18 protein-coding genes are annotated in these 24,188 nt (G+C 40.2%); 3 read left to right on the top strand and 15 right to left on the bottom strand.

Annotation, left to right across the window (positions count from 1 at the left end; translation table 11 throughout):
* Positions 1 to 768 (top strand): response regulator, encoded by a 768-nt coding sequence (locus tag M2408_RS13450; RefSeq protein ID WP_120258518.1) that lies wholly within the window; start codon positions 1 to 3, stop codon positions 766 to 768.
* Between the two features lie 328 nt (positions 769 to 1,096).
* Here M2408_RS13450 and M2408_RS13445 read toward each other — a convergent pair whose 3' ends face one another.
* From M2408_RS13445 to M2408_RS13425, 5 genes are all read right to left on the bottom strand, one after another.
* Entirely contained in the window at positions 1,097 to 3,274 is a 2,178-nt protein-coding gene (locus M2408_RS13445) for a hypothetical protein (protein WP_259182603.1), read from the bottom strand.
* A 162-nt stretch (positions 3,275 to 3,436) separates the two neighbouring features.
* Positions 3,437 to 4,249: a DUF3823 domain-containing protein gene (locus tag M2408_RS13440; protein ID WP_259182600.1), complete on the bottom strand. Its 813-nt coding sequence runs from the start codon at positions 4,247 to 4,249 to the stop codon at positions 3,437 to 3,439.
* Between the two features lie 124 nt (positions 4,250 to 4,373).
* Positions 4,374 to 6,434 (bottom strand): RagB/SusD family nutrient uptake outer membrane protein, encoded by a 2,061-nt coding sequence (locus tag M2408_RS13435; protein WP_259182599.1) that lies wholly within the window; start codon positions 6,432 to 6,434, stop codon positions 4,374 to 4,376.
* Positions 6,435 to 6,455: 21 nt separating this feature from the next.
* Entirely contained in the window at positions 6,456 to 9,635 is a 3,180-nt protein-coding gene (locus tag M2408_RS13430; RefSeq protein ID WP_259182597.1) for a TonB-dependent receptor, read from the bottom strand.
* A 125-nt stretch (positions 9,636 to 9,760) separates the two neighbouring features.
* Entirely contained in the window at positions 9,761 to 11,218 is a 1,458-nt protein-coding gene (locus M2408_RS13425) for a glycoside hydrolase family 76 protein (protein WP_259182596.1), read from the bottom strand.
* 402 nt (positions 11,219 to 11,620) lie between these two features.
* Between M2408_RS13425 and M2408_RS13420 the strand changes: the two genes are divergently transcribed.
* The gene (locus M2408_RS13420) at positions 11,621 to 14,098 is read left to right on the top strand and encodes a kelch repeat-containing protein (RefSeq protein ID WP_259182594.1); all 2,478 of its coding nucleotides are present in this window, start codon (positions 11,621 to 11,623) and stop codon (positions 14,096 to 14,098) included.
* A 59-nt stretch (positions 14,099 to 14,157) separates the two neighbouring features.
* Here the strand turns inward: M2408_RS13420 and M2408_RS13415 are convergent, their stop codons facing one another.
* From M2408_RS13415 to M2408_RS13385, 7 genes are all read right to left on the bottom strand, one after another.
* On the bottom strand, positions 14,158 to 14,907 hold the full coding sequence (locus tag M2408_RS13415; protein WP_259182593.1) for a YoaK family protein: 750 nt from the start codon (positions 14,905 to 14,907) through the stop codon (positions 14,158 to 14,160).
* Positions 14,891 to 15,391 carry a hypothetical protein gene (locus tag M2408_RS13410; RefSeq protein WP_259182591.1) on the bottom strand — a complete coding sequence of 167 codons (501 nt, stop codon included), beginning with the start codon at positions 15,389 to 15,391 and terminating at the stop codon, positions 14,891 to 14,893. Before M2408_RS13410 ends, M2408_RS13415 begins: the two co-directional genes overlap by 17 nt.
* Positions 15,378 to 15,896: a hypothetical protein gene (locus M2408_RS13405; RefSeq protein WP_259182589.1), complete on the bottom strand. Its 519-nt coding sequence runs from the start codon at positions 15,894 to 15,896 to the stop codon at positions 15,378 to 15,380. Before M2408_RS13405 ends, M2408_RS13410 begins: the two co-directional genes overlap by 14 nt.
* A gap of 130 nt (positions 15,897 to 16,026) precedes the next feature.
* Positions 16,027 to 17,385 carry a HAMP domain-containing sensor histidine kinase gene (locus tag M2408_RS13400; protein WP_259182587.1) on the bottom strand — a complete coding sequence of 453 codons (1,359 nt, stop codon included), beginning with the start codon at positions 17,383 to 17,385 and terminating at the stop codon, positions 16,027 to 16,029.
* A gap of 28 nt (positions 17,386 to 17,413) precedes the next feature.
* Positions 17,414 to 18,139 carry a response regulator transcription factor gene (locus M2408_RS13395; protein WP_259182585.1) on the bottom strand — a complete coding sequence of 242 codons (726 nt, stop codon included), beginning with the start codon at positions 18,137 to 18,139 and terminating at the stop codon, positions 17,414 to 17,416.
* Positions 18,140 to 18,360: 221 nt separating this feature from the next.
* Entirely contained in the window at positions 18,361 to 19,185 is an 825-nt protein-coding gene (locus tag M2408_RS13390) for a siderophore-interacting protein (RefSeq protein WP_259182583.1), read from the bottom strand.
* Positions 19,186 to 19,263: 78 nt separating this feature from the next.
* Positions 19,264 to 20,253 carry an AraC family transcriptional regulator gene (locus tag M2408_RS13385; RefSeq protein ID WP_259182581.1) on the bottom strand — a complete coding sequence of 330 codons (990 nt, stop codon included), beginning with the start codon at positions 20,251 to 20,253 and terminating at the stop codon, positions 19,264 to 19,266.
* 146 nt (positions 20,254 to 20,399) lie between these two features.
* Between M2408_RS13385 and M2408_RS13380 the strand changes: the two genes are divergently transcribed.
* A complete protein-coding gene (locus tag M2408_RS13380; RefSeq protein ID WP_259182579.1) occupies positions 20,400 to 20,717 on the top strand; it encodes a hypothetical protein in 318 nt (105 codons plus the stop codon).
* A gap of 363 nt (positions 20,718 to 21,080) precedes the next feature.
* Here the strand turns inward: M2408_RS13380 and M2408_RS13375 are convergent, their stop codons facing one another.
* Genes M2408_RS13375 through M2408_RS13365 form a run of 3 tightly spaced genes read right to left on the bottom strand, consistent with a single transcriptional unit; the run spans position 21,081 to position 23,990 of the window.
* Positions 21,081 to 21,917, bottom strand: coding sequence for a glycine betaine ABC transporter substrate-binding protein (locus M2408_RS13375; RefSeq protein WP_259182576.1), 837 nt, complete (start codon positions 21,915 to 21,917; stop codon positions 21,081 to 21,083).
* 4 nt (positions 21,918 to 21,921) lie between these two features.
* On the bottom strand, positions 21,922 to 22,746 hold the full coding sequence (locus tag M2408_RS13370) for a proline/glycine betaine ABC transporter permease (RefSeq protein ID WP_259182574.1): 825 nt from the start codon (positions 22,744 to 22,746) through the stop codon (positions 21,922 to 21,924).
* A gap of 2 nt (positions 22,747 to 22,748) precedes the next feature.
* Positions 22,749 to 23,990, bottom strand: a complete 1,242-nt coding sequence (locus tag M2408_RS13365) for a glycine betaine/L-proline ABC transporter ATP-binding protein (RefSeq protein WP_223578400.1) — start codon at positions 23,988 to 23,990, stop codon at positions 22,749 to 22,751.
* Positions 23,991 to 24,188 lie beyond the last annotated feature (198 nt).

Here is a 24,188-nt window from a genome sequence, read left to right as displayed (position 1 = left end):
ATGAATGCAAAAGCCAATTTATTAGTGGTAGATGACCATGCTGAATTACTTGAATTTATTGCAGATGACCTCAATGAGGATTACCATATCACCACCAGTACAAATGGAAATGAGGCCTTGGATCTACTTGCATCTGAATACTTTGATTTGATCATCAGCGACGTGATGATGCCCGAAATGGATGGCTATGAACTCTGCCAAAAAATTAAAGAAAACATCGCTTACGCACATATTCCTGTTATTCTATTAACAGCAAAAAATAGCATAGAATCAAAGATTCAAGGCTTGGAATATGGTGCTGATGCATATATCGAAAAACCCTTTTCGCCCGCATTTTTACGGGCACAAATTGCCAGCTTGCTAAAAAACAGGATTAAAGTCAAGGAATTTTTCATCAAGAATCCGATGTCTCAAATCCAGCAAATCGGACAGAACCAAAACGATCAGGATTTCCTGCTCAGGATAGAGGAAATCATTATGCAACATTTGGATGACCCGCAATTTAATGTCGATAGAATGGCGGATATACTCTGCATGAGTAGACCAACACTGTATCGAAAAATCAATATGGTGTCGAGCCTCTCGCCAAATGAGCTAATCAATCTGACCAGGCTTCGGAAAGCGGCGGAACTGCTTAGTTTACGACAATATAAAGTCTACGAAATTTCCAATTTATTAGGCTATAGCTCGGCGACACATTTTTCCCGAAATTTCCAAAAACAATTTGGACTCAGCCCGACGGAATTCCAGGAATCGCAATCGAAATAATATTCTTTTCGCATGGTAGCTTCGGTTAGAATCGCGATTTCCGTTAAAGATACCCTCGCCTTCGAACTGAAAATTTAACCGCGGATCATTGTAGGTATCTGATTGAAACGATCGCAAAGAACCTGCCTTGAAAAAGGTTCAGACTGGTATTCTGAATTCAGTTGTCCACAAAAAAACCAGATGCACTAGGATCTGGTTTTTTTTGAAATCTAATATGGAAACTAAGGCTTATTTCGTCCCAAGTTTACCGCATCGTGTTTGATATCCTCCTTTTTATATGGATGGCACACTCTCTTTCATTATACTAAAATTTAAGCGATCTAACATGCTACCATTTGATATCCACGTATACACCCTCGGGGCTATTTTCAAATTCCAGCAGATAGGTTTTTGTTTTCGTATCCCAATTTGCTTCTGCAAAAACTTCCTTTTTATCCACGACAAGACTCTTTGGTTTGCCGGGTAATAATATCCGCGAAATGTTTGTGGTATTGATTGGGCTTTTAGCCGTAAATGAGTATTGATGGCCAGTCGATTTTTCATCGTAAATACGACTGGCCGATGCCAATACCTGAGGCTTTTGTTTATTTACAACATGATCTATATTGACAAACAGGCATTGTTCATTCGGTTGGATATTTTTAGAGGTAACAATTGGTAGAGTCGGATCAAAAAGATCGATTAAATTTCCCTTAACCTGATAAGGCTGATTGCTTACACTTTCATCCAATACAGCGATCAGGTCGTAAATACCCCTTGTCAATGTAAAATAGTTTTTAAATTGAAGTTTCCCGGATTTGCCCTTAGCTTCGTAAAGATTTTTAGTCAGGTCCAACAGTTTCTGACTGTTGTTCGGCTTGACAACAAATTCTTTGGGATCTGAACGCAACACATAGAAAGTACCTTTCCCGTAGCTATATTGCCCTTCCTTAGCCATTCCGTCACGTAAGCCCATTTTTTCAAATAAATGATCTGATGGTCTCTGATATTGGTTGCCATTTGTATTCCACCATTCCTGTACGGATTGAAAGGGATCGAGATCCGTTGCACAATAAATAAGTATGCCTCCATTTTTTACCCAGTCCGCAAGATACTGATGGGCCTCGGGAGCCAAGGGTTTCATATTGGAATACGACATCAACAGCACCTTGGTCTCAGCTAAGGCATTTTTGACCGCCAAATTCTCCAGGTGAACTGTTTTAACGGGAACACCACGTTTTAAGAAAGGAAGAGCAAGTCCGTAAAAGTTAGCCAATTGTGGATCGTCATATCCGGCATGTGTCGGAAAACGTTGGAACATCAGTGAATTTGCCAACAGGATGCTGATCCCTGTCGATCCGGACACTTTACTGGTCGTTTTGGGCATGCTATTCAGACTATTGATCATCACCTGCATCTGGGTCGAATAATGCCGTGGTATTTTTTCCTTTTGGTCACTCTTGGCGCTTGTTTTATACAATCCCTCATAGATACGTTCGGGCCAGGGCATCACTTCATAATCAGCAATATTCGGATATAAAAGTTGCGCGGTAAAAGTAGCCTGATAATTTTTCTTGTAATCTGCCCAGTCACGAGGCCAATCTTCGATCGGATCCGTCAGAAAAAACATCTTTCTTCCGGTCGGTGCTGTCATGGATTCCATTGCGCCGTACTCTAAAAATGCTGTTTCGAAAACACGTTCTTTCGCCACACCATTAAAATAATTGGGTTCACGTGAAGTTCCTGTCCATACCTGTGCGATATACCCGTCGACACAGGGTAGCGAGGCCAAGCTTGCCTCAGGACTGACAATCATCCATTGTGAATAATTGATCAACGAGTGTGTGGGCACATAACATTTTACATCCATACCCTTGGTTTTCCCATAAGATTTGGCGTAAGTAAAGACTTCATTCAGTGCATTGAGGTACAATGCGTACTTTAATTTATTGGATAAGTAGGTATTCTCAGGCGATTCGTGCTGTGGGCGCCAATCAAAACCGTAATACTTTTTCCATTCCTTCTTAAATGATTCGCTATAACCTGCCCTTGCCCAGAATTCGGGTTCCTCCATAAAAATGGCATCAATCCCCGCATCAATAACGCGTTTGACATGCATCTCTTTGATGTATTTCAAATAATTTTCAGTCGGGACAATATAAGGAACCATGTGACCATGCCAGATGGTATCACCTTTTACATCGACTTGTCCCTCATCCAGGTGCATTTTTCCATCCCATTTTCCCGTAAAATAATCCTGATACTCCCCCCAGGCAATACCAGTCATAAAATGCGTAATATACCCCCTATCACGCCAGGATTTTACCCGTTCTTCAAATGGAATTTTTCGGGATTTGTCGGAAGGGTTTCCCCCTGTTCCATATATCATGACAGCATCTGCACGGTTGTCAATTGTCGGACGCCATTCTCGGGAACTCTGAAAGGTCGTCTTTACAGGATCTCCTTTTTGAGCGGTCGCTGTGAGCGCTGCCAGCAACAATAAAGCGAGTATATTCGTTTTTATCATAATCTATTGTTTATTTTTCACCTAGAAATAATTATTGATTGAGCATCTGTAATTGTTATTTTAAATGAGCAGGTTAGTTCTTTTTATGATTTGCCCAAATGGAACCCCCTATTTAAGATTCATTTTCATCCAAGAGACCTTAAACAGGACGGTTCAATTCTTTTATGGGATATCCACCCGTTTGGCTTCATTGTAGTTCCACCTACGGTTGCCCGTTCCACGGGGAGTATCATAGTTGATACGGGAGGCTGCACGAACAAAGACCGTACGTCCTTTGGGAATTTCGCCAGTAGACACAATATCAATAACCTGCCCCAACTTTGTCTTGAAGCTGTCGCCATTGTATTCGATTTTGCTCGACCAGCGTTCATCTCGTGCACGATATCCAACCGTAGCGGAATAACTAACAAAGAGCTGTATATCTGTAACATTTAAAAAATCTGGATTATAATTTCCTAGTGGCTCGATCTTATCGCGAAAAAACTGCTCAGTTACAGCACGGGTGACCTTGATTTTCGCTTTTATCTTTCCATTTTCAACAACTGGATCGCCAACCCATTCCACTTTAAGAAAGGGGTGAACTTCCATTTTTATTTCATGTGAACCATTCAGCTCCATATTTTTGCTATCGTCTGACAGTACCTTACCATCTCCGTCGGTGCATACCAAAGGAATAAAAGGACCATCTACGGTGATATTATAATTTCCCTTAAACAGTTTTGTGTTTTGAAATGTTCCATCAGACATGCAATAGAAGTCAGGATTGTGTTCCACATTATCTCCCCAACTAAGCTCGGTCAATCGAACTCGGATGCCTTCACTACCCTGATCGGTCAGTACCGGAGTCCCCGTTTGTGCGTCCACGACTATGCCTTTCAATTCCACGGAGGGGGCTTCGTAGTTATCAGCCTCAAAAAGACTACACGAACTCAACATACACAGTATGCCCAATGCGCTTAAAATGCTATTTTTCATTTGTTATACGTTTAGTGGTGGCCCGGACTTTTAAAGTTTAGTTCCACCAGTTATTGTTTTATTAAATTTCACTCCTTCCGACAAGCTGTGCTGGAACACTAACATGCTCAGCACAATTTCTTGTCTATCGATTAGGCTGCTGATCTATTTTTGGACTTTTAGCCACCTCGTCACCTGGTATTTCAAAATAATAGTCTACCGGTGTGTACCGAAACGTTTTGGTGCTTACCCATTGAAACCGTGCATCAAAGAAATATTTCCCTGTTGCTGTGGAAAAAAACGGATACAATCCTCTGAACCTAAAGTTCTCGTTGTTACTGTATAGATTTTTATCCTTTTGTGTTCCCCAGAAACCGTCCCGGCCTTCAAAATGCAGTACACGCCAGCGACGTAAATCCCATTTCGCTTTATGTTCAAATGCTAGTTCCTTGCGACGCTCTCTTCGAACAATATCTCTGCCTATATTATCCCCTGAAATCGTGCCTGCCAATAGATCTGCACCTGCCCGTGTACGAATTTCATTGACGGCGGTCGTTGCTGTCTGCAGTAGATCGCTTCCATCTGCCGGACTAGCACCCAACATTTTCAGTTCAACCGCTGCTTCGGCCGCATTCAATAATACCTCCGCGTAACGCATCAAAATAAAAGGTTGGTCAGACTTTCCTTCTCCAACTTCTTTTGCTGGATTTGTATTGAGCCATTTACGGACATAAAAGCCTGTTAAGGTTGCTTCACCATTATCAAAGAATGGTCCTTCGTTGCCAGCGGCATTCATTTTTTGTCCATTGTAATCCACTGTTTGTTGTCCGCTACCATCTCTTGGACTCAAATACAAGGTTTTTGGTGATCCTGTGTAGGCACTCAACTGTTGATAGCGCGTGTCAGCTGTTGCATAGGAATAATCTGTAAACAGAGGTTTTACAGGAGTTTGACCAGTATAAACCCCTGCTCGTATATCCATTTTTCTTTGCTTGAAAATATCATCCGGAAAAATAACATAGGCACGTAATCGAGGCTCCGCATTTTTAAAGAAATCCATCGGTTTGTCGTACAGCTTATATTCCCCTTCCCTGTTGCTTTGTCCAGTGGTCACTTTGACTGTTCCATCGGGATACTTGTCAAATCCATCAAACAATTCCATAAAATCTACTGTAGGACAGGTACCCGCCGACAGTGGAGATCTAAATGTGAAAGGCGAGCTAAAGGCGTCAAAACTATGTGTCAACGTTGGATAGACATATTCTTTGACGTAGATATTTTCAGGACTACTGAGGTCACTAAACATATCCACCATATTTTGATATTGTGCCTCCTTATCGTTCGCTGCCCATTTCTTTTTATAGAGTGAATAGCCCCCTGCTGTCATCACCTGCCGTGCAGCCGAATAAGCTTCTGAAAAATACTTCTGTGATGCTGCCTTTGCTGTGCTGGCGTCAAATCCGATGACGCGGACACCCGTTTTTCGACCTAGTCCTGTCAGTCGACCAGAAACCGTTTCGTTGTACTTGGCCACACTACCCGCATAGAGCATCGCCTCTGATTTAAAAGAAAGCGCAACATATTTATTGGAATAGCCAGATTTAGGGCCTTTTGGAAGCATTAATTTGATTGCTTCATCATAATCTTTCAAGATTTGGTTCCAGGTATCTTCTTCACTCGAACGGGGTATCTCCAAGTTCTCCAATGTATTCGGGTATTGTAGTTCCTTGGTCACCAAAGGAATTCCCCCAAAACGTCTAGCCATCGCATAAAATACGGTCGCTCGGACATAATATCCTTCTCCCAAGTAATGATTATAAAGTTCTTCTGAGAATTTGTCCCGGTAATTGGGCAAGGTTTCAATCAGATGGTTTGCATCACGGAGCAATTCAAATGCTCTTCCCCAATAAGCGGTCCTTTCACCGGTAAAAGAGGTACTGATACCATCCCGGGTCACAGCCTCACCGGTTCCTTCAATGCCTATGGCTGCCAACCAGCCATTGAATTCAATCCCCCATTGTGCCATGTATTTGAAATCTTCAAAAGGCATTAAGCTGTACATCCTGGCCATATAAATATCCATACCAGCTGGTGTATTCAATAGGTCTTGATCCGTTACAATATTTTTAGGTGTAATATCTAGATCAGCGCAACCTGTAAGTCCGATTGAGCTAACTAGTGATAGTATAATGAGTATTTTTTTCATTGCAATATTTTTTAGTGAATGCTAAAAAGTAAGTGATAAACCCAGTGAATAAGTCTTGTTCAATGGATACATCCGACCTAGGTTATCATCAGGATGCTCAGGGTCTACAAATCGTACACCTGTAATCGTGAATAAATTATAGGCATTGGCATAAACTCGGAGACGCATGGATGACGAAGGTTTTAAATTTGAAAAGGTATAGCCCAATTCTATACTTTTTAAGCGTAAATAGGATGTACTCACCCGATTGAATTCAGAATTTGATTTCGGGTATCTACCTGTAAAACCATAGTAGCCTTTCACCCATTCTGTCGCCGGATCGTAGGGATCAGCGGAAGGATTTACAGGATGCCAGCGATCAAGATACTGCTCCAACGTTCCGCCACCATTCGATCCCCAGATCGCATAAAGTGGTTCTTTGTATTCCATAGAGCCCAAAGCCGATCCCTGAAACAATATATTCATATCGAAATTCTTGTAAGCTGTTTCGAGATTCATGCTATAGTTAAGCCACGGAGTCTGGTCGAATGCAAAAGGATGTTCGTCCTGACCGTTAATTTCGCCATCTCCATTCCAGTCCAGGTATTTATAATCTCCAGGTAAGACATCACGTTCCTTATAAATCGGGTAACTCCAAATATCTTCCCAATTCTCAAATCTTCCAGCCGATTCATAACCAAATTGAATCCCTTGATATCTATTGTTGAAGTTGTCATTGCGCCAACGGTCATACGAGTTTTTATAGGGGCCATTTTGGACGGCGGTCAGGTACTTATTTCTGGTCACAGTCGCTATTGCTCGAACATTGTATGAGAAATCGTTGATTTTATTGCGATGCTTCAGTTCCAATTCTAATCCCATATGGCGATCGCTATTGGCATTTTCCATCGGAGCCGTTGCACCGATCACGGTTGGAAATTCACTCGTGCGACGTTGAAATAGCCCCGATCGTGTGCGTTCAAAATAGTCCAATGTAAAACCAAACAGCCCATTCCATCCCTCGAAATCTAAACCAACATTGAATGTTTTCGCTTTATACCAAGTAATTGATTCATTGGCGATAGCCTTCCGACTCACGCCTGTGATATATTTATCACCAAAAATATATCCTGGTGCATATTGATTATTGTAGCCATTTTCAGCATTTCCGCTCGTCGCAGGATAAACATACCCGGGTACCCAACCAAAATCCCAAGAAGAGGATAAGTCATCCCCTAGCACGCCATAGCTACCCCGGAATTTTAGTTGATTGACAAAGGAAAGCGCGTCAATAGATTTGAAAAATGGTTCTTCGGATATCCGCCATCCCAAAGAAGCCGAGGGAAAAAATCCCCATTGATGTCCTTTGGCAAAACGGGAGGATCCGTCGTATCTAAATTGGAATTCGGCAATATATCTGCCCGCAAAATCATAATTAACCCGTCCAAACAGGGCCGACTTTGCTTCATTATAATAATCACTGATACCACCATACATGGAGGTCATTTGACCATCTTCTACACCTGCGAGCAATTGGTCGGAGCCAAAAGCAAGATTTTTCAGTCCATAGAAGTTATCGCCGTCGTTCTTTTGTGATTCCCATCCCACAAGTCCCGATACTTTATGCTGATCACCAAATGTACGATCGTAATTCAATATCAACTGACCTAAGACTTGTTGTTTATCAAAAAACTCCCGTTTCATTTGATTTGGGCTACTCAAGTTATAGAGTTTCTGATCATATTTATTGGTCGTTTTATTCAAAGCATATTGATAATATTCCTTTCTGAACATGGAATTGTTATCTGCACGGTAATCGTAACCAATCAATGCCTTTGCGGAAAACCCTTGAAGAATTGGAGATAAATTACTCAGGTCATAATTCAATGCAGCTGAGGATTGAAAGGTTTTCTTTTTGAATTTGCGATAGCCTGAAATATCCGCATCCATCATCGCCACGGTATTTTGTTCCAAATCTAGACCTTCATAATTTAATAAGGTATTTTCGGGATCTGCATACGCGGCAAACAACATGCCCTGTTTCCAATAGTTTCGAATAATGTCGACCGAACTTGTGTAGGGACTATTTTGCTGATCGGCCATCCCACTGATGTTCAAATCCAATTTCAACCCCTTGGCTAATTCTGCTGAGATATTCGAACGCAAATTGTATTTATTGTAGTTGAGATCACCTGATTTAAAGAAGCCTTGTTGATAGGAATAGCCACCACCAATATAGTACTGCACTTTATTGCTTCCACCTGAAAAACTAATATCATGTTGTGTCTGTGGTGCATATTTTGAAAAGATTAATGAAGTCCAATCCGACGAGCGTCTTGTTCCATTTCTAAAATCCTCAAAGTCTTTTTCGGTATACACTGGACTTCCACCATTGATGTTGTTCATGGATTTCTCATTGTAGATCGTCATTGCACTGATCGCATCGGCCAATACAGGCATGCCAGAAGGCTTTTGAAAAGTATAGGAGCCATTATAACTGACTGTGGTCTTCCCTTCTTTTCCTTTTTTTGTCGTGACCAACACCACACCATTTGCAGACCGCACCCCATAAATAGCCGCGGATGCATCTTTTAGAACCGAAACCTCTTCAATATCGCTCGGGTTTAGGCGCTGAAAATCTTCGCTTGTACGTGGTACCCCATCGATCACAACTAATGGAGCTCCGAGACCACGTATATCGAAATTGGCACTATATGCTCCCGGTTCGGCACTTTTCTGCCATACGCGAACACCGGGGATACGTCCCGCCAACATATTTTGTGGGTTTTCATTCTTCGTCTGCCTCATTTCCGTCCCCTTCACGGAAGCAATAGCGCCAGTCAGCGATTGCTTCCGCTGCGTACCGTAACCGACGACAACAACGGTCTCCAATTGCGTATCATCGTTTTCCAGGACAACATTAATCGTGGTTTTCCCATCTGTAATCTCTTCCTTCGCACTAAAACCTAGCGATTTAAATAAAAGCTTCTTCCCTTCCGGAACTACGATCGTATAACTACCATCGGTGTTGGTAGTAGTTTCCACACGTGTACCCGCATTCTGAACAGAAACCGTTACCCCAGCGATAGGCTTATTGTTACTATCAAGCACCTTTCCGCTGACATTTTTCTGCTGCGCCCAACTCATGGACGGAATACCCAGCGCCATCAGCACAAGCAGTGTGCTAAGTCGCCGCCTTGATTTCCCTAAATCCTTTTTCATATTTATAATTTGGTTTTAAATAGTGATTAAGCTATCTGATGTATTTTATAGGCTCGCAAGCCCAGTTTTATTGGTATTCGTTTTTAGTATCACAATTGTTTAAGTTGATCTTTTTGCTCATCTTGCTATTTTTCGATCTCATATTGGGACAACATTGCATACTGTGCCGCATAGGTGAACATGAACATTCCCTCCAGATTATTTTTGTCTTTGTCTATATGCCATCCCCCAAGAAGATCCGGCGGCAATAAACCGGAACGTAAAAAATGGGTATATCCATAATCCAAATTCTGTTGAAAGGAGTCCATATAACTTTTGGCTTTTTCGAAGACTGGAGAAATCTGGAAAAATCCCCTTAGTAATACGCCATTAAACCAATTATTGAACCCATCGGAAGCATAAGTATAATGCGCGGGCACCTGTGAACCTAGTTTGGCAAAATATTGAAAACTGGCATCGCTCAGCTTCTTTCCATCTTCCAAATAGATCTTAGATTGTGTCGCACGGTACAGATCAGCTGCCCCAGAAATCATGGTTCCACTGTTATAGGAAAATGAGGTTCCAACGGCTTTCCTTAATTGGGTATTTTTGCGATACTTTATACCATCGACGATTTCGTAGACAATACTGCAATCTGGATAGCAGTCTCCCATCATATCATCGTACACACCTTTACTGTTCAATAAATGATCTTTTTGCCAAGCATAAATCCTTTTAGCAAAATCCAAATAAAAATCAGCTTTTCGCAGCATTTTAGAACGACGCGACTGCCTATCCCCGGCATCGATATAGTTGGATGTGATCTGATCGTTCTTTTTCTTATAGATTTCATGTAGCCAAACCAATGGACTGATCATAGGTGCATTGCTACAGGCATGTTTGGTCACATAGCCCGGTCCCCAGGGAATTCCACCATTTTCAATACCCTTATCATTTAGGGTGCAATCCCAGCCATCCAATACATAGGTGGTTAGGTATTCCGCCTCCTTTAAATAGCGCTCTTTTCCTGTCAGGTGATAGGCTTCAATCAGTTCCCGAATTAACCACATTTGATCATCATAGACATTTAATACCCCAGTTGCATTTGCTGCACCCTTTGCTTTTGCACGATCCACAGCATATACTGTCCAGTCTCTGGTCTGTGTAAAAGAAACAAGATTAAATGTTCCTAAATAATAAGCGGCATTTTCGTGAAGCTGGGCCAATAAATCCGCGTAACGCTTGTAATGTTTGTCAAATAGGTTATGATTTCCTCTTTCTTTTTGAGCTTTAAGTCCATGTAAGATCGCATTGACAGCCTCTATCGAAGCTGAGTACATCCACACACTGGCCTTTTCTTCTGGGCGCACCTTCGTATCGGGATTATAGAAACGATGCATAGACTGTCCGTCTGCGGAGAAATAAACTTCCATTGACCGGTCCAAGAGCGCCATCGCACGTACTAAGTTTTGATCCTGCCGAGCCTGATCGCTTTTGATATTGTCAACGGAAAAAGAAATTTGGGTTTCAGCTTGAACTTGCCGCACCATCATCATGGATACGGAAGCAACAAAAATAAATTGCAGCTTTTTAAAGACTTTCATAAGTAAGATTTCGATTTATAATTAGTTCGAATTTCTGCCGAAAATATTGGCAGGAATTCTAACGCAAGGTAAATTAGACTGATTAATTTTTGGGTTATAAATGGGTTAAAATGCAAAAATAAAACGATAACCCTCTATTTTATTTCCTTACCTCCCATCAGTTGGGAGGTCAATACAAACAGCAATTGTAACATAGCTTTTATTTTATTGAGCGCATTTTTTTGCATACTTTTAAGTCCTGTAAGATATTGATAAGGGATATACTAACCGTTACTATATTTCATAAAAAGCCGACAGCGGACAAATTATTTTGAATAGGTCTTTGTCGATAACTATTGGTTTAAGTTTTTTTTTGATTGCGCTATGCGACCCTGTATATTATATATTATTTTTTTGCTTTTAATGCCCCTACTTTCCCAATCCCAGGGTCTCAAATTTAGAGGTGGACATGAGCCTATAGACAAACGTACCTCCTACGAGTTATTTGACAAAATAGCTGTTTCTTTTGAACAGGAGTTTACGCTAAAGTTTCAACTTTCCATTTATTCATCAAATTCTTTGGGCAATATTTTCCGTGTCAAGAATAAAGACAATAACACGGTTTACAATTTATTTTACGATGAGGAGGCTGGTAATTGTATTTTCCGCTTGAACGAAGAAGGTAAAAGCAGTCTAATCATCGCAAAAATAAACCAGCAACTATTATTCAAGGAGGAATGGATCACGATTCAATTGACTTTCGACCTGCAAAAGCAATTATTTAAGCTTCAGATACAAAATCAGATTTTTCAATCGCCAAAAGTAAAACTGCCATCTCAGTATAATCCCGAGGTGATTTTTGGAAAAAGTGATTATTTGATTGATGTTCCGACCATGTCAATCAAAAATGTGCAGATTGGAAATACAGCCAAAAGCTATTTATTCCCATTAAAAGAAAGCAAAGGTCATATCGTCCACGATAAAAATGGCAGCGCTTATGGTTATGCCGCCAACCCAACCTGGCTCATTGTGGACTCTTACAAATGGAAAAACCTCTTTGCAAGCAGTTCCTTATCGCAGGCTGGTTCCAACTACAATCACCGGACCAAAGAGATTTATTATTTCAATCAAGATTCCATAACCATATACAATGTAAAGACGAGTCAGACAAAAAAACGGGCCTTTCAGAAACCATGTCCTGTAAAATTGGTTTTAGCAAACAATTTTATAGACGCTACGACAAATAAACTGTATGTCTATGAACTTTTCTATACCCAGCCTTATCAAGGCCCTACGGTAGCTAGCCTGGATCTGGAAACTTTCGAATGGAAAGTCGAAAGTGACGACCTGATGAAGAAAGAATTAAATCATCACGGTTCTTTTTATGATGAACAACAGCGACAATTCTACATTTTCGGTGGCTATGGAAACATGGCCTATAGCGGCCAGTTTGACCGATATGATTTAGATTCCGGCAAATGGCAAACTGTTGACGGATGGACAGGCGATAAAATTTTCCCACGCTATTTTCTTTCGGCTGGCCAAGGGAGCAATAATCGAATCGCTTATATCTTTGGGGGTATGGGGAATGAATCCGGCGAGCATATTGTGGGCCGAAAATACCTCTATGATTTCTATCAGATAAATTTGGACACCAAAGAAATTACAAAAAAATGGGATGTCCTTTGGAAGGATAAACATATCGTACCCGCTCGTGGTCTGGTGTTCCCTGATAGCAACCACTTTTACGCCTTATGTTATCCAGAATATCTGACGAAGTCCAATATCCAATTGTATCGCTTTTCTATCAAAGATGGAAGTTTTGATATCCTAGGGGACTCTGTTCCGATCTATTCAGACAAAATAAGTACACATGCCCAGCTTTATTATGATCAACAATTGGGTAGGCTTTTGGTACTGGTCCAAGAATCAAAAGATGATATACAGTCAACATTAAAAGTCTATTCGTTGAATATGACGCCAATAACCCCCAACGAATTAAATGGCTTTTCCTCATCTGGATCCAACCGCAAGGTATTCTTACTATTGTTGTTATCTACGGCCTGTGGAGTTGGCCTCTTTTTCCTTTGGCAACGAGGCCGACAAAAGCGAAAAATAACAAACGTAACTAAAAATACAGTCCTCCAGGTTCCGCCAATAGCAGATACTGGAATCATACAAACAATTCAAAAAGACGAGTTTGTACGGGCAAATGCAATATTTCTATTTGGTGAGTTCCGTGCTTTTGACCGCAACAAACGAGATATCTCCTATTTGTTCAGTACAAAGCTGAAACAAGCTTTTTGTCTTATCCTGTCTAACAGCACTGGCATTAGTTCACCATATTTCAGTCAGATCATGTGGCCCGACAAATCAGAAGATAAGGTAAAGAACTCAAGAGGAGTCACGATCAATCATTTACGAAAAGTGCTAAATGAGTTTGCAGGAATTGAACTTGTACACAAGCAGGGAAGATTCCTTATCGAACAGCGCGCTGAGTTTTATTGTGATTACGTTGATTACATCCAATTGCGAACAAATCCTTCAGGCACTTATGAAAGTAGATTAATTCAGATCATTCAAAGGGGTAAATTCTTACAGGGATTGGATCTGCCTGTGTTTGACACATTGAAGACCGAGGTTGAACAAAATTTATTACCCATTTTACTGGCAGAACTTCGTAAAACTGACATTGCACATCTGCATAAAAAAACCATTGAGATCGCGCATACGATATTCTTATTGGATCCGCTGAATGAACAAGCATTATTTTCCGAAATGAAAGCGATGTTTGCTTTAAATCAGCACAATGAAGCCCGCATTAAATTTCAACAGTTTTGTCTCAACTATAGACAGCTGATGAACGAGGACTTCCCCTACAGCTTAGATAAAATCATATAAATAAGGCCAATCATACAAAGATATGATTGGCCTTATTTATAATCTACAAACGAGAAAAGCTAGGAAACCAATACTTCCCGATGACGTTTTACAAATTGTTTTTTGAGCAGATATAGTTTATAATGATCGTAAAGACCAATAATCAGCAATACAAAACAAACCACATAAAATGTCTTATTGGACAAGTAATTAAAAGAGATTCCACTGAGTAAACCTCCCAACAAATAACCTGTCACAATCGTCAGCAACAAGTGAAATTTATCAACCAACGCTTTGTTTGTCCTATTCGTTTCTTTGGTAAACATGGATATTAAGATTGCCAGATCAGTTGTTAATCCAGTCAAATGTGTTGTCTTTACAACTGAATTGGATATACTCGCTGTCAATCCGTTTTGCAGACCCATCGCAAATAATAGCGCACCGACCAATATCTCGGTTTCCTTGAGTGAATCTTCGTAGAAAACATCGAGATATATCCCGACAAACAAAATACTTAATATCTCCAGCACCAAGGGTATAGAATGGGTCAGGTATGCACTGAACTTTCCTTTACCATGGATGATAATCAAATTGGAAAGCATACTTCCAATTAAAAACAACAGTATCCAAAACAAAACGACAGCACCTTGATACCAGTTTCCTTTTGCGATCTCCTGTGCAAAAACGGCATAATATCCTGTTACATTAGATGTAAAGGAAAAAAATACAATAACTGAAGCGACGTTGACCATACCAGCAGAAAATGCCGTTAGTCCTCCCAGTTTTATATTATCTTGAATTGTCCTATGATTGCTATATTTTCTTAGCATATTTTTCCTTTCCTCCTTTTTTCAGCACGATACGTGCTATTCCCTTGGTCTGCATATCCAGGTTGAGATGCAGGACCAGCTGATTTTTGTTCAGTTTCTGTATGACGAAACTTTCCACGAGTTCGTTATTTTTTCGTAGCTCAAGGATATGTCCTCTTCCTTTCAAAAACCAGTTATACTGCTTATCCTTGTGATGGGCCACAAAATTCTTTTGACCCATTTTTTCAAAATGCCATAGGCCATCCTGTAATGGCGGCAAATGCGCGATGGCGGCATCTTTGATCCCTTCATGGATAATCGCCTGTTTTTTGAAGGTTGGCGATTTCTCCACCTTTTCAAAGTACCAGCCCTGTTCTTCCCACTCTCCTTCTAGAAGTCGTTCGGGGTTTTCATAAAGCATGACCATCGCTGATGCCCCAAAAAGCAACAATGCCAAAAAGACAAAGTTGAATTTTGCCAGTATTTTTCTTTTAGTAGTTAACATCCCATTTTTTATTAAAAAATAAATCCCCCAAGACATTGCTTCCAGTTTTGTGCGTTGCCGGTTTTTCAACGATGGCCACGTGCCTACGCTTACTTTCGTTGAGGTGCAACAAAGCCTGCCCAACATCAAAGAAATGTCTTGTTCTTTTTTCAAATTGATAATCTGTCGGAATCTTGACCTCGTCAATTCTCGCTCCACTCAGATAATGATGTAAATAATTAGGATTGTCGGTACCGATAATATCTGCATAGATATTCAGTTTACGATTTTCGTATCGGTGGCAGATCATCTGGCAAGCTTTCAAAAAATCCTCTGACTGAAGGTCGTTGAGTTGGTCCTCCAGTGTGATTCCTAATAATTCGCTGATTGAGGTACTACTTTTATTTCCATAAACCAAAATAACGTCAAGCTGCTCAGCCTTCGACTGCTCAATACTATGGATTACAAAAAAAAGTGAATCAATTGTAAAATCACTTGGAATCAATACTCGTGTCGCTTTTGCCATACCCAATTATTTTTTCAACAAAGTTAATGGGTGCACATGGCAACGGAATGAAGCTAGAATTAGCTTTTCATTAGAATTTTAAGAGACTTATTAAAATGAGATTAAAAATAACGGGGAAATTAAAACGGGATTAAAACCGAATGTATGTTGGCAATTCAATCTCTACAGTTGTGCCTTCCCCAACGACGGAATTAACCTTTAATGTCCCGCCGTGGAGCTTAATTATATTTCTCGCCAGGGGCAGGCCAATGCCGTATCCATCTATTCCATTGGTATTGGATGCCCTAAAATAAGGATCATAAATATACCCCAATTCTTTTGACGGGATACCGATACCTTTATCTTTTATTAGGATAAACACTTTATTGTTTAATGCTCCCAAGGCGATATAAGCAGTTCTATTGGAGGAATACTTACAGGCATTACTAATGATATTGGATAATGCAAGCTGGAGTAAAATAGCATTTCCATTGACTTTGAGTCGCATACTGTCATCGGGCAGCAAACTAAAATCTGTTGTAATTTTAAATTTATCATTGATGGCTTTAACAGTCAACTCGGCATCCATAACAATCTGGTCTATACGAACAGGATTAAATGTTGTCGAATTGCTTACAAAACCAGTGCGGGCCAACATCAAAAGCGCCTTGGTTTTCTTTTCTAAATGCTCCGCAGATTCAATAATTTTACATAAGGTACGTTGATATTCCTCAACTGTTCTTTCTTTGGACAGCGCTAAGTCAGCCTGCCCTATAATCGATGTCAGGGGTGTATTCAATTCGTGTGAAGCATTGCTGATAAAATTTTTCTGGGTTTCAAAAGAGGTTTCCAAACGTGTCAGCATACTGTTGAATGTAAATGCCAGATCATGGAGCTCCCCCTTATATTTCTCATCATCCAGACGCTTGTCCAGATTTTCAGAACCAATCTGCTGGACTTCCTTCATCATGGTCAGGATAGGTTTTAAAAATGAACGTTTCATGAAGACAGAAACCACCAAAATAAAAAGAATACCCAAAATCAGACTAATAATAAGCAGATTGCGGAGATAGGCAAGGTGATGTGTATAGAAGTAATTTTCCGCCGATGCACCGACGATATAATGCTTATTGTTTTTTGAAAAGTACTTTGTCGAATAGAATTGGTGCCCTGCTTTAAAGTTTGATGTTCCGTTCTTGTTGATTTTATCCCACAATTCAGAATAGAATCCTTGGCTTTGAACAATTTTTCCATTCTTATCAAATTCAACCAAAAATTCATGCTGATTATTCAGGCTTTCTATAAAATCCAGGCTCCATTGATCTGTTTGCGAAGCGGATTTACTATTGAGGAACTTTTCTGCTGCAATATTTCTTCGTAGATCCAGACGTTTATAAAAATCGGTAAAAGCAAAGTTTGTGATGGAGTAAAAGATAAAGCCAACGAAACAGCTGACATATATAACTAATATTGCTATTAGATAGATGAGTTTCCTATTGTAATTATTCATTTTAACCTATTCAGTCTTCTTAATCTATTCAGTCTTCGATTTTTAACACATAGCCCATTCCGATAACGGTATGAATGGCCTTTTTGCTCGTTACCTTCTCGATCTTCTTCCGCAGGTAATTAACATATACATCAACGACATTTGATCCGATATCAAAATTAATTCCCCATATTTTATCCAGTAACTCACTGCGCTCAAATACTTTCTTGGGGCTTTGAATAAATAATAAAAGTAAACGATACTCTGTACTGGTCAGGTTAAGTTCTTGACCTTCACAATAGGCAACTTTCTTATAATCATCAATCGTTAGAAATCCATAACTGAATGTATCTTTTGGAGGTTGTGCTTCGCGTTGGGTCGCCTGAACAATGGATTGCTGTCTACGAATCAATGAACGTATTCGGGCTTTAAGTTCGATTAACTTAAATGGTTTAGAAAGATAGTCATCAGCGCCATTATCAAGACCAAGGACAACGTTTTCAGGGGTTCCGAGTGCCGTAAGCATCATAACAGGCAGATCAGTATAGCCCCAATGTCTGATCTGTTTGCAAATATCAAGTCCATTGGTGCCCGGCAAAAGAATATCCAAAAGAACAAGTGCTACATCTTGTTTGGCTAATAGTTGCTCAAGCCCTTCGGCACGCCCCAGATGAATGACTTTATAACCTTCTTCGCCCAATCCCTGTATGATCAAATCCGCAACGTCTTGCTCATCTTCAACCAGAATAATTTTTTGCTCCTCCATATGCATCATAATGTATCTTTCCCGTTATCGCTCATCGCCAAACCATAAAAATACTGTTTTGATCCTACAGACACAAATCTCTTGCCTAAGATATACTCGGAGGTCACAATAGATATGTCAAAAAAATGATTCTTTTCACCATTATCTCATGATAAACAGAAGTAAAAAATTGAAAAACTAGATTAGCGAAAGCAATGAGGCGATAGCAGTGGTCTCGTAGTTTGTCTTATTTATGAATTGACCTCCTCGTTCTCGTTGTGTCGTTCACCGGCAGATTTATCTTCTGAAACACCGCTTTTCCAATAAGAATAGGCATAGAGTTCCTCCCTCTTCCATCCAAGATCGTTGCGCAAGTAATTGCGTATCTCCCGAACGGTAGAATACTCTGCAGCAATATAAGCAAAGCGATCCGTCTGAGGAAGAGACTTTATCTTCACCAGATCCGCCAGCAGACTACCTTCCTGTGGAGTATCATTATGCAACCAGATAAATTCTATATTCGCTTTTGTATATAATTTTTGTACATCCTCCCGGCCATGCACCTCGATGATGCAGGTTCCTTTTGCTGATGTCGGTAAATTTTCCAATATCGCACCTAATACCGGAAGTGCCGTTGCATCGCCCGCTAATAGATAGTTGTCTGTCAGTGGAAATAGTTCGGTCTTACCAGCTCTCATAAGGACACCCAATACATCTCCCGGCTTTGATCCTATTGCCCAGGCAGATGCGGGGCCTTCATCCCCATGTGCAACGAAATCTATCCAAATTTCGTTACGTCGAAGATCTATCCCCCGATGCGTATATGTACGCACCGTTGGCCGAATACTGTCGTCCATGGTTTTCCATTGCCCTTTTTCAAAATCAAATTCCGGAAAATAGACTTTATTCAATCCCATAGGGGGAATCAGAATCTTATTGTTAACACCGATGGTTGTGTCCGCGATTTCTGGGACAGCTTCTCCTGTCAGATAAATCCGGATGTAATGTGGGGTCACATATTCTTTTCGACTAACAGTCAATTCCGCTTGTATAATTTTCGCTTCAGCTCTACCCATGGTTTTATAAAATTTAAGGATAAATGATCTATCAATTTTTTAATAGCTATTCTTAGCCCGCATTGTAGGTCGGGTAAACTATCTGTGTGTCTTTTTTAATTTACTTGGTGGAAATCCAAATTTCCGTCTAAAAGCATCGGAAAAATGACGCTGATTTTTATACCCAATGGCATCAGAGACTTCACCAATGGTCATGTTTTTGTCTAAAATGAGCTTTTTGGCATGTTCCATTTTTGCATCATTCCAAAAACCAAAAACTGTCGTACCAAACAACTCCTTAAACCCCTTCTTTAATGTAAACTCATTTGTCCCGACCAGATGGGCCAGGTTGACAAGCGTATTGTTTGAATCCATATTATCCAGTAAAAATTCTCGGACCGCATAGATTTTATCAACATCAGGCTTTCTGAGGGTCGTATTGGAGATGCTGTTGTCGGCTAACTGCTCCAACTGAAGCAGCAATAATTCCATGATCTTGGCTTCGAGAAATATTTTTTTAAACACACCCTTACGTTCACAATTTATGATACTATCAATAAGAGCATGCATTTCATGGGTAATTCTTCTATTAATATCTGTCAATAAGCCAGATTTCCCCTTTTCAATAATATTTCTGAAGTCATTAAATAAGATGGAATTATCGGGTAGAAATTTCTTAAAAAAATCTGGAGACAAATTTATCTCACATAACTGGAATTCTTCACGTTCCCATTGCATCTGGCCACAGATCGAATTGCCGTAAAGGATATTGTGCTGGCAAGTTTCAAAATCTATGGTAGCGGCTAATGTCTCCCCAGCTGCCCGACTTCTACCCTTCAATGCAAAATGCATTTCAACCGTCTCAAAGTCACTTTCAAAACGAAACAGTATCCGTTCATACAGATTTGCATGACCAAAGCCAATATGAATTCCATCAAAAAAGATCTCTTTGTAATAGCCATCACCAAATGGAGCGCCCAGCTGCGTGACGCATTCCTGAATACCGGCATCGATTGAAAAGAAAGTCTGTGGATAGTTTTTTTCCAACAATAAACTAGCCGAATCAATATCATAAAGTCTTAATCCCATTCCATATTTCTTTAAGTTTCAACTATTCCCTTTCACGGACTTTTTACTCCTCATTACATACCCAACAATGGCACTACACCTATTATCTTTGGCTAAAATACAAATTTATTTAGAATGATTCTTAATTATCTAATACAAATAAGCACATGCAAAAGAAAAAAATTAAAACTAAGCTGTCATTAATTCAGGATATAGACAGCCAGCTGCTCCCTGATAGCATTTATAATAATATCAAAATGGGCAATCCCCTAGCTAGTAAGTTGGACGTAATTCTTGCAGCAGAGAAAGCCATGGTACTGGACTTTGCCTGGGAGTTTCCGAATGGTCTGGACACCTTTGTCCATGATGAACGTTATCCACTTTCAGCCGATCAAAAGAAACGTATCAATTTGGCCCGTATATTTTTAAAAAATACACGAAATACGATATCTGATGCTAATATCTCGAGTTCCGATGTATTTTAGTGATTTATCTAACGGGGTATAAAAAGGTACTGAGGGGGCTGATTTTTGATCGCATTTGCGTTTCCAATAAATTAAAAAGGCCTATATAATTACAAGCGCGTCCAAGCTTGTCTATATGCCTTCTCATACACACTTATTACACTCTTAAAGCACAATTTCGCCTTGTAACAAAATAGTGCTTTATCCGTGCTTAGCAAGTGCTACATCTGTGCTGGGGAATTACCTCGTCTAATAGGGAGCAATTTAATAGCTATAAAAATATTATATTAACTATAAAAACTAATTATTTACCAAAAAAAACGGCAAAATTTAACCCCACTTGACTCTTCAAATGGGGTTAAGTATAACCTGTTAACCTAAGGTCTATTCGGAGATTTTTAGCAGGGAACGGTGCACTGTTAACCAATTTCTTGCAAGTGCTGCTTTCTCTCGGGTCCCCTCCATTTGTGCTAAGAGATCTGCCATTGTTGCATCATCAAAATGGATCTGTGAAAAGAGGCTTGCCAATTCTGGTTGATCTTTGCTAAAGTCTCTGCGTGCAAAGATTTTAATCTCTTCAGCGCTACCCAATGTTTTTTTGGGATCATTTAAAAACTTCAATTTCATCTTAGCAAACATCCAATGGGGCTGCCAACCCGCCACGACAATCCATCTATGGTCTTTAATTGCATTCTGCAGCTCAGTAATCATCGCTACCGTGGAAGAATTTATGTGTTTATAATTCAGGTTATAGTCTTTGATAACCTGATCCACAGCCCTTGTGATCCCCGCGCCCTTTTCGATCCCAATAATTCTATTATTGAACTGCGCTTGGTGCGCTTTCAATTGCCCAATATCATCAATGGATACATAATCCGGTACAACAAGACCATTGCGGGCGGAAGCATAACTCGTACCAATTTCCTGTAGATTTGGGAACTTCGCTACCTTAGCACCATGTGTTAATGGCAACCAGACATCCATATACAGATCTGTATCGCCATTATTCATAGAAGCCAAGATCATATCTGGGGTAGCACGTTGTATCACAACATGGTAACCTTTCTCCTCCATGATGGCTTTGGCAATATAGGTCATTGCGACACCCTCTGCCCAACCGTCAACCATACCGATATGAATAATATTCTTATTCCTGCTACTGTTACAAGCCGAAAACAAAAATACCAGTATCCAGATTCCTATTAACTTAATTTTCATCATTATCTTATTTCTTGTTTACAAAACCTTGTGTTATCCGGTCTAGTATAATTGCCAAAATCACGACAGACAGACCACTTTCAAATCCAAGGCCAATATCCAGGTTGTTTATTCCTTCGAGAACCCTTTCACCTAAGCCACCGGCAGCAATCATCCCAGCGATAACAACCATTGACAACGATAACAATATGGTTTGATTGATGCCCGCAAGAATTGTTTTGGTTGCTAAAGGCAACTCCACTTTAAATAAAATCTGTCGATTGGTTGCTCCGAATGAACGGGCAGCCTCGACAATATCCTTCGGTACCCCATCAATACCCAGGGTGGTCAAGCGAACTGCTGGGGGCATGGCAAAAATGATGGTAGCAAAGGCGCCGGGTACTTTTCCGATACTAAAAAACAATACTGCTGGTATCAAATAGACGAAAGCAGGCATCGTCTGCATTAAATCCAATAAAGGCCGGATGATCTTTGCTGCAAATTTATTTTTGGCCGCCCATATCCCAAGCGGTACCGAAATAAGTAATGCGGTCACCGTCGCGACCAGCACCAAAGCCAATGTTTCCATTGTTTCCATCCAAAATCCCATCAGATAGATCAATGTCAATCCCAGAAATGTGGTCAGTGCAACGCCTTTACCAGATTTCCACCAGGCCAATGCTGTAAAAAGTGTGATCATTACAAAAAACGGAGTCGCGATCAATAACCATTCAAGACCAAGAATAGAGGTGTTTCCTGTATTTTTGATCAGGTCAAAAAATGGTTTCAGATTGTCTGTCAACCAATTGACAGCTATGGCTATATATTGTCCTATGTCGATTACTTTATTCATATCTATTGATTATTTGCTTGCTCTTTTAATTCTATGATTTCCTCTTCGTTGTATTTGGTCGCCTCAATGATTAATGAAGTCTGGGTTACGATCCCCAATAAACGGTTGTGTTCATTGACCACAGCGATGGGCGATCGCACTTCTGAAATCAGTGGTAACATTTCCTCCACAGTTACTTCTTTTGATACGGTGGGAACATTTGCGTGAATGATGGCCTCAACGGTCGCTTCTTTACGTTTGGCTGACTGGATCACTTCATTGATATGGACAAAACCAAAAAAATGATCATGCACGTCCACTACAGGTAATATATCTATACCAGAAGCGCGCATTTTGCGCAGAGCACCTTCGGGACCGTCTTTTTTGAATCGTACAACTGTTGGTTTTTCAAACATCAGGGAGCCTGCGGTAATAATTGCTTTCCGATCCACTTTTTCGACAAAAGCTTTTACATAATCACTTGCAGGGTTTGTCAGGATATCCTCAGCGGTACCAATCTGTTCAATTACCCCGTCCTTCATAATGACGATACGATCGCCCAATTTGATGGCTTCGTCAAGATCATGCGTAATAAAGACAATTGTTTTCTGTAGCGTGTCCTGCAGTTCAAGCAGCTGATCTTGCATTTCGGCTTTGATCAGAGGGTCCAGTGCTGAAAACGCTTCATCCATCAGTAACACTTCGGGATCATTGGCCAAAGCTCGAGCCAATCCAACACGTTGCTGCATCCCGCCAGAAAGTTGAGCCGGTAGCTGCTGTTCAAAGCCATTCAATCCAACAATATCAAGAGCCTTTTGGGCTTTTGCCTCACGTGATTCTTTGTCCTCACCTCTTATTTCCAGTCCAAATGCAGCATTACTCAGCACGGTATGGTGTGGCAGCAAGCCGAATTTTTGAAAGACCATACTCATTTCGGTCCTACGCACTTCCAAAAGCTCTTTATTATTTTTCCCGGTAATATCTTCGTCATTGACAAATACCTTTCCTGAGGTAGGCTCATTCAATCTGTTTAAACAACGAAGTAAGGTCGATTTACCACTTCCTGAAAGCCCCATGATCACAAAAAACTCACCTTCATAGATTTCGAAATTTGCTTTGTTAATTCCTATTGTACAAGCAGTTTTTTCTAATATTTCTTTCTTCGAAAACCCCTCGTCCAATAATTTCAAAGCTTGTTTTTTCTGTTTACCAAAAACAATGGTCAAATCTTCAACTTTTACCTTTACCTTTCTAGTTTTATCCATTCTTTAATTTTTTTAAACATAAATAAAACAAAAGAGCATGAGTAAGCCACTAAGGCTGCACACCTACGTAGTTTTCATTCACATAAAATATCCCTACAGTTGAATTCGTTTGATCGAAATTTTAAACTTCAGTTCAATCTACTTATTAACTAACACGCTTTACTCTCGGTTCGATAAGAGCAACGATGAAAAAGAAAC

Source organism: Sphingobacterium sp. BIGb0165, from assembly GCF_024810095.1.
GTDB lineage: Bacteria > Bacteroidota > Bacteroidia > Sphingobacteriales > Sphingobacteriaceae > Sphingobacterium > Sphingobacterium detergens.
Note: the sequence above shows the minus strand (reverse complement) of the source record. Positions and strands in the feature narration are given on the sequence as shown.

Bases quoted from the DNA above. Each gene is read 5' to 3' on its own strand.
- M2408_RS13395 (WP_259182585.1), bottom strand. From the start codon at position 18,139: ATGATGCATATGGAGGAGCAAAAAATTATTCTGGTTGAAGATGAGCAA.
- M2408_RS13415 (WP_259182593.1), bottom strand. From the start codon at position 14,907: ATGCTAAGAAAATATAGCAATCATAGGACAATTCAAGATAATATAAAA.
- M2408_RS13385 (WP_259182581.1), bottom strand. From the start codon at position 20,253: ATGGGATTAAGACTTTATGATATTGATTCGGCTAGTTTATTGTTGGAA.
- M2408_RS13380 (WP_259182579.1), top strand. From the start codon at position 20,400: ATGCAAAAGAAAAAAATTAAAACTAAGCTGTCATTAATTCAGGATATA.
- M2408_RS13405 (WP_259182589.1), bottom strand. From the start codon at position 15,896: ATGGCAAAAGCGACACGAGTATTGATTCCAAGTGATTTTACAATTGAT.
- M2408_RS13445 (WP_259182603.1), bottom strand. From the start codon at position 3,274: ATGATAAAAACGAATATACTCGCTTTATTGTTGCTGGCAGCGCTCACA.
- M2408_RS13370 (WP_259182574.1), bottom strand. From the start codon at position 22,746: ATGAATAAAGTAATCGACATAGGACAATATATAGCCATAGCTGTCAAT.
- M2408_RS13410 (WP_259182591.1), bottom strand. From the start codon at position 15,391: ATGTTAACTACTAAAAGAAAAATACTGGCAAAATTCAACTTTGTCTTT.
- M2408_RS13375 (WP_259182576.1), bottom strand. From the start codon at position 21,917: ATGATGAAAATTAAGTTAATAGGAATCTGGATACTGGTATTTTTGTTT.
- M2408_RS13430 (WP_259182597.1), bottom strand. From the start codon at position 9,635: ATGAAAAAGGATTTAGGGAAATCAAGGCGGCGACTTAGCACACTGCTT.
- M2408_RS13450 (WP_120258518.1), top strand. From the start codon at position 1: ATGAATGCAAAAGCCAATTTATTAGTGGTAGATGACCATGCTGAATTA.
- M2408_RS13420 (WP_259182594.1), top strand. From the start codon at position 11,621: ATGCCCCTACTTTCCCAATCCCAGGGTCTCAAATTTAGAGGTGGACAT.
- M2408_RS13400 (WP_259182587.1), bottom strand. From the start codon at position 17,385: ATGAATAATTACAATAGGAAACTCATCTATCTAATAGCAATATTAGTT.
- M2408_RS13390 (WP_259182583.1), bottom strand. From the start codon at position 19,185: ATGGGTAGAGCTGAAGCGAAAATTATACAAGCGGAATTGACTGTTAGT.
- M2408_RS13425 (WP_259182596.1), bottom strand. From the start codon at position 11,218: ATGAAAGTCTTTAAAAAGCTGCAATTTATTTTTGTTGCTTCCGTATCC.
- M2408_RS13365 (WP_223578400.1), bottom strand. From the start codon at position 23,990: ATGGATAAAACTAGAAAGGTAAAGGTAAAAGTTGAAGATTTGACCATT.
- M2408_RS13435 (WP_259182599.1), bottom strand. From the start codon at position 6,434: ATGAAAAAAATACTCATTATACTATCACTAGTTAGCTCAATCGGACTT.
- M2408_RS13440 (WP_259182600.1), bottom strand. From the start codon at position 4,249: ATGAAAAATAGCATTTTAAGCGCATTGGGCATACTGTGTATGTTGAGT.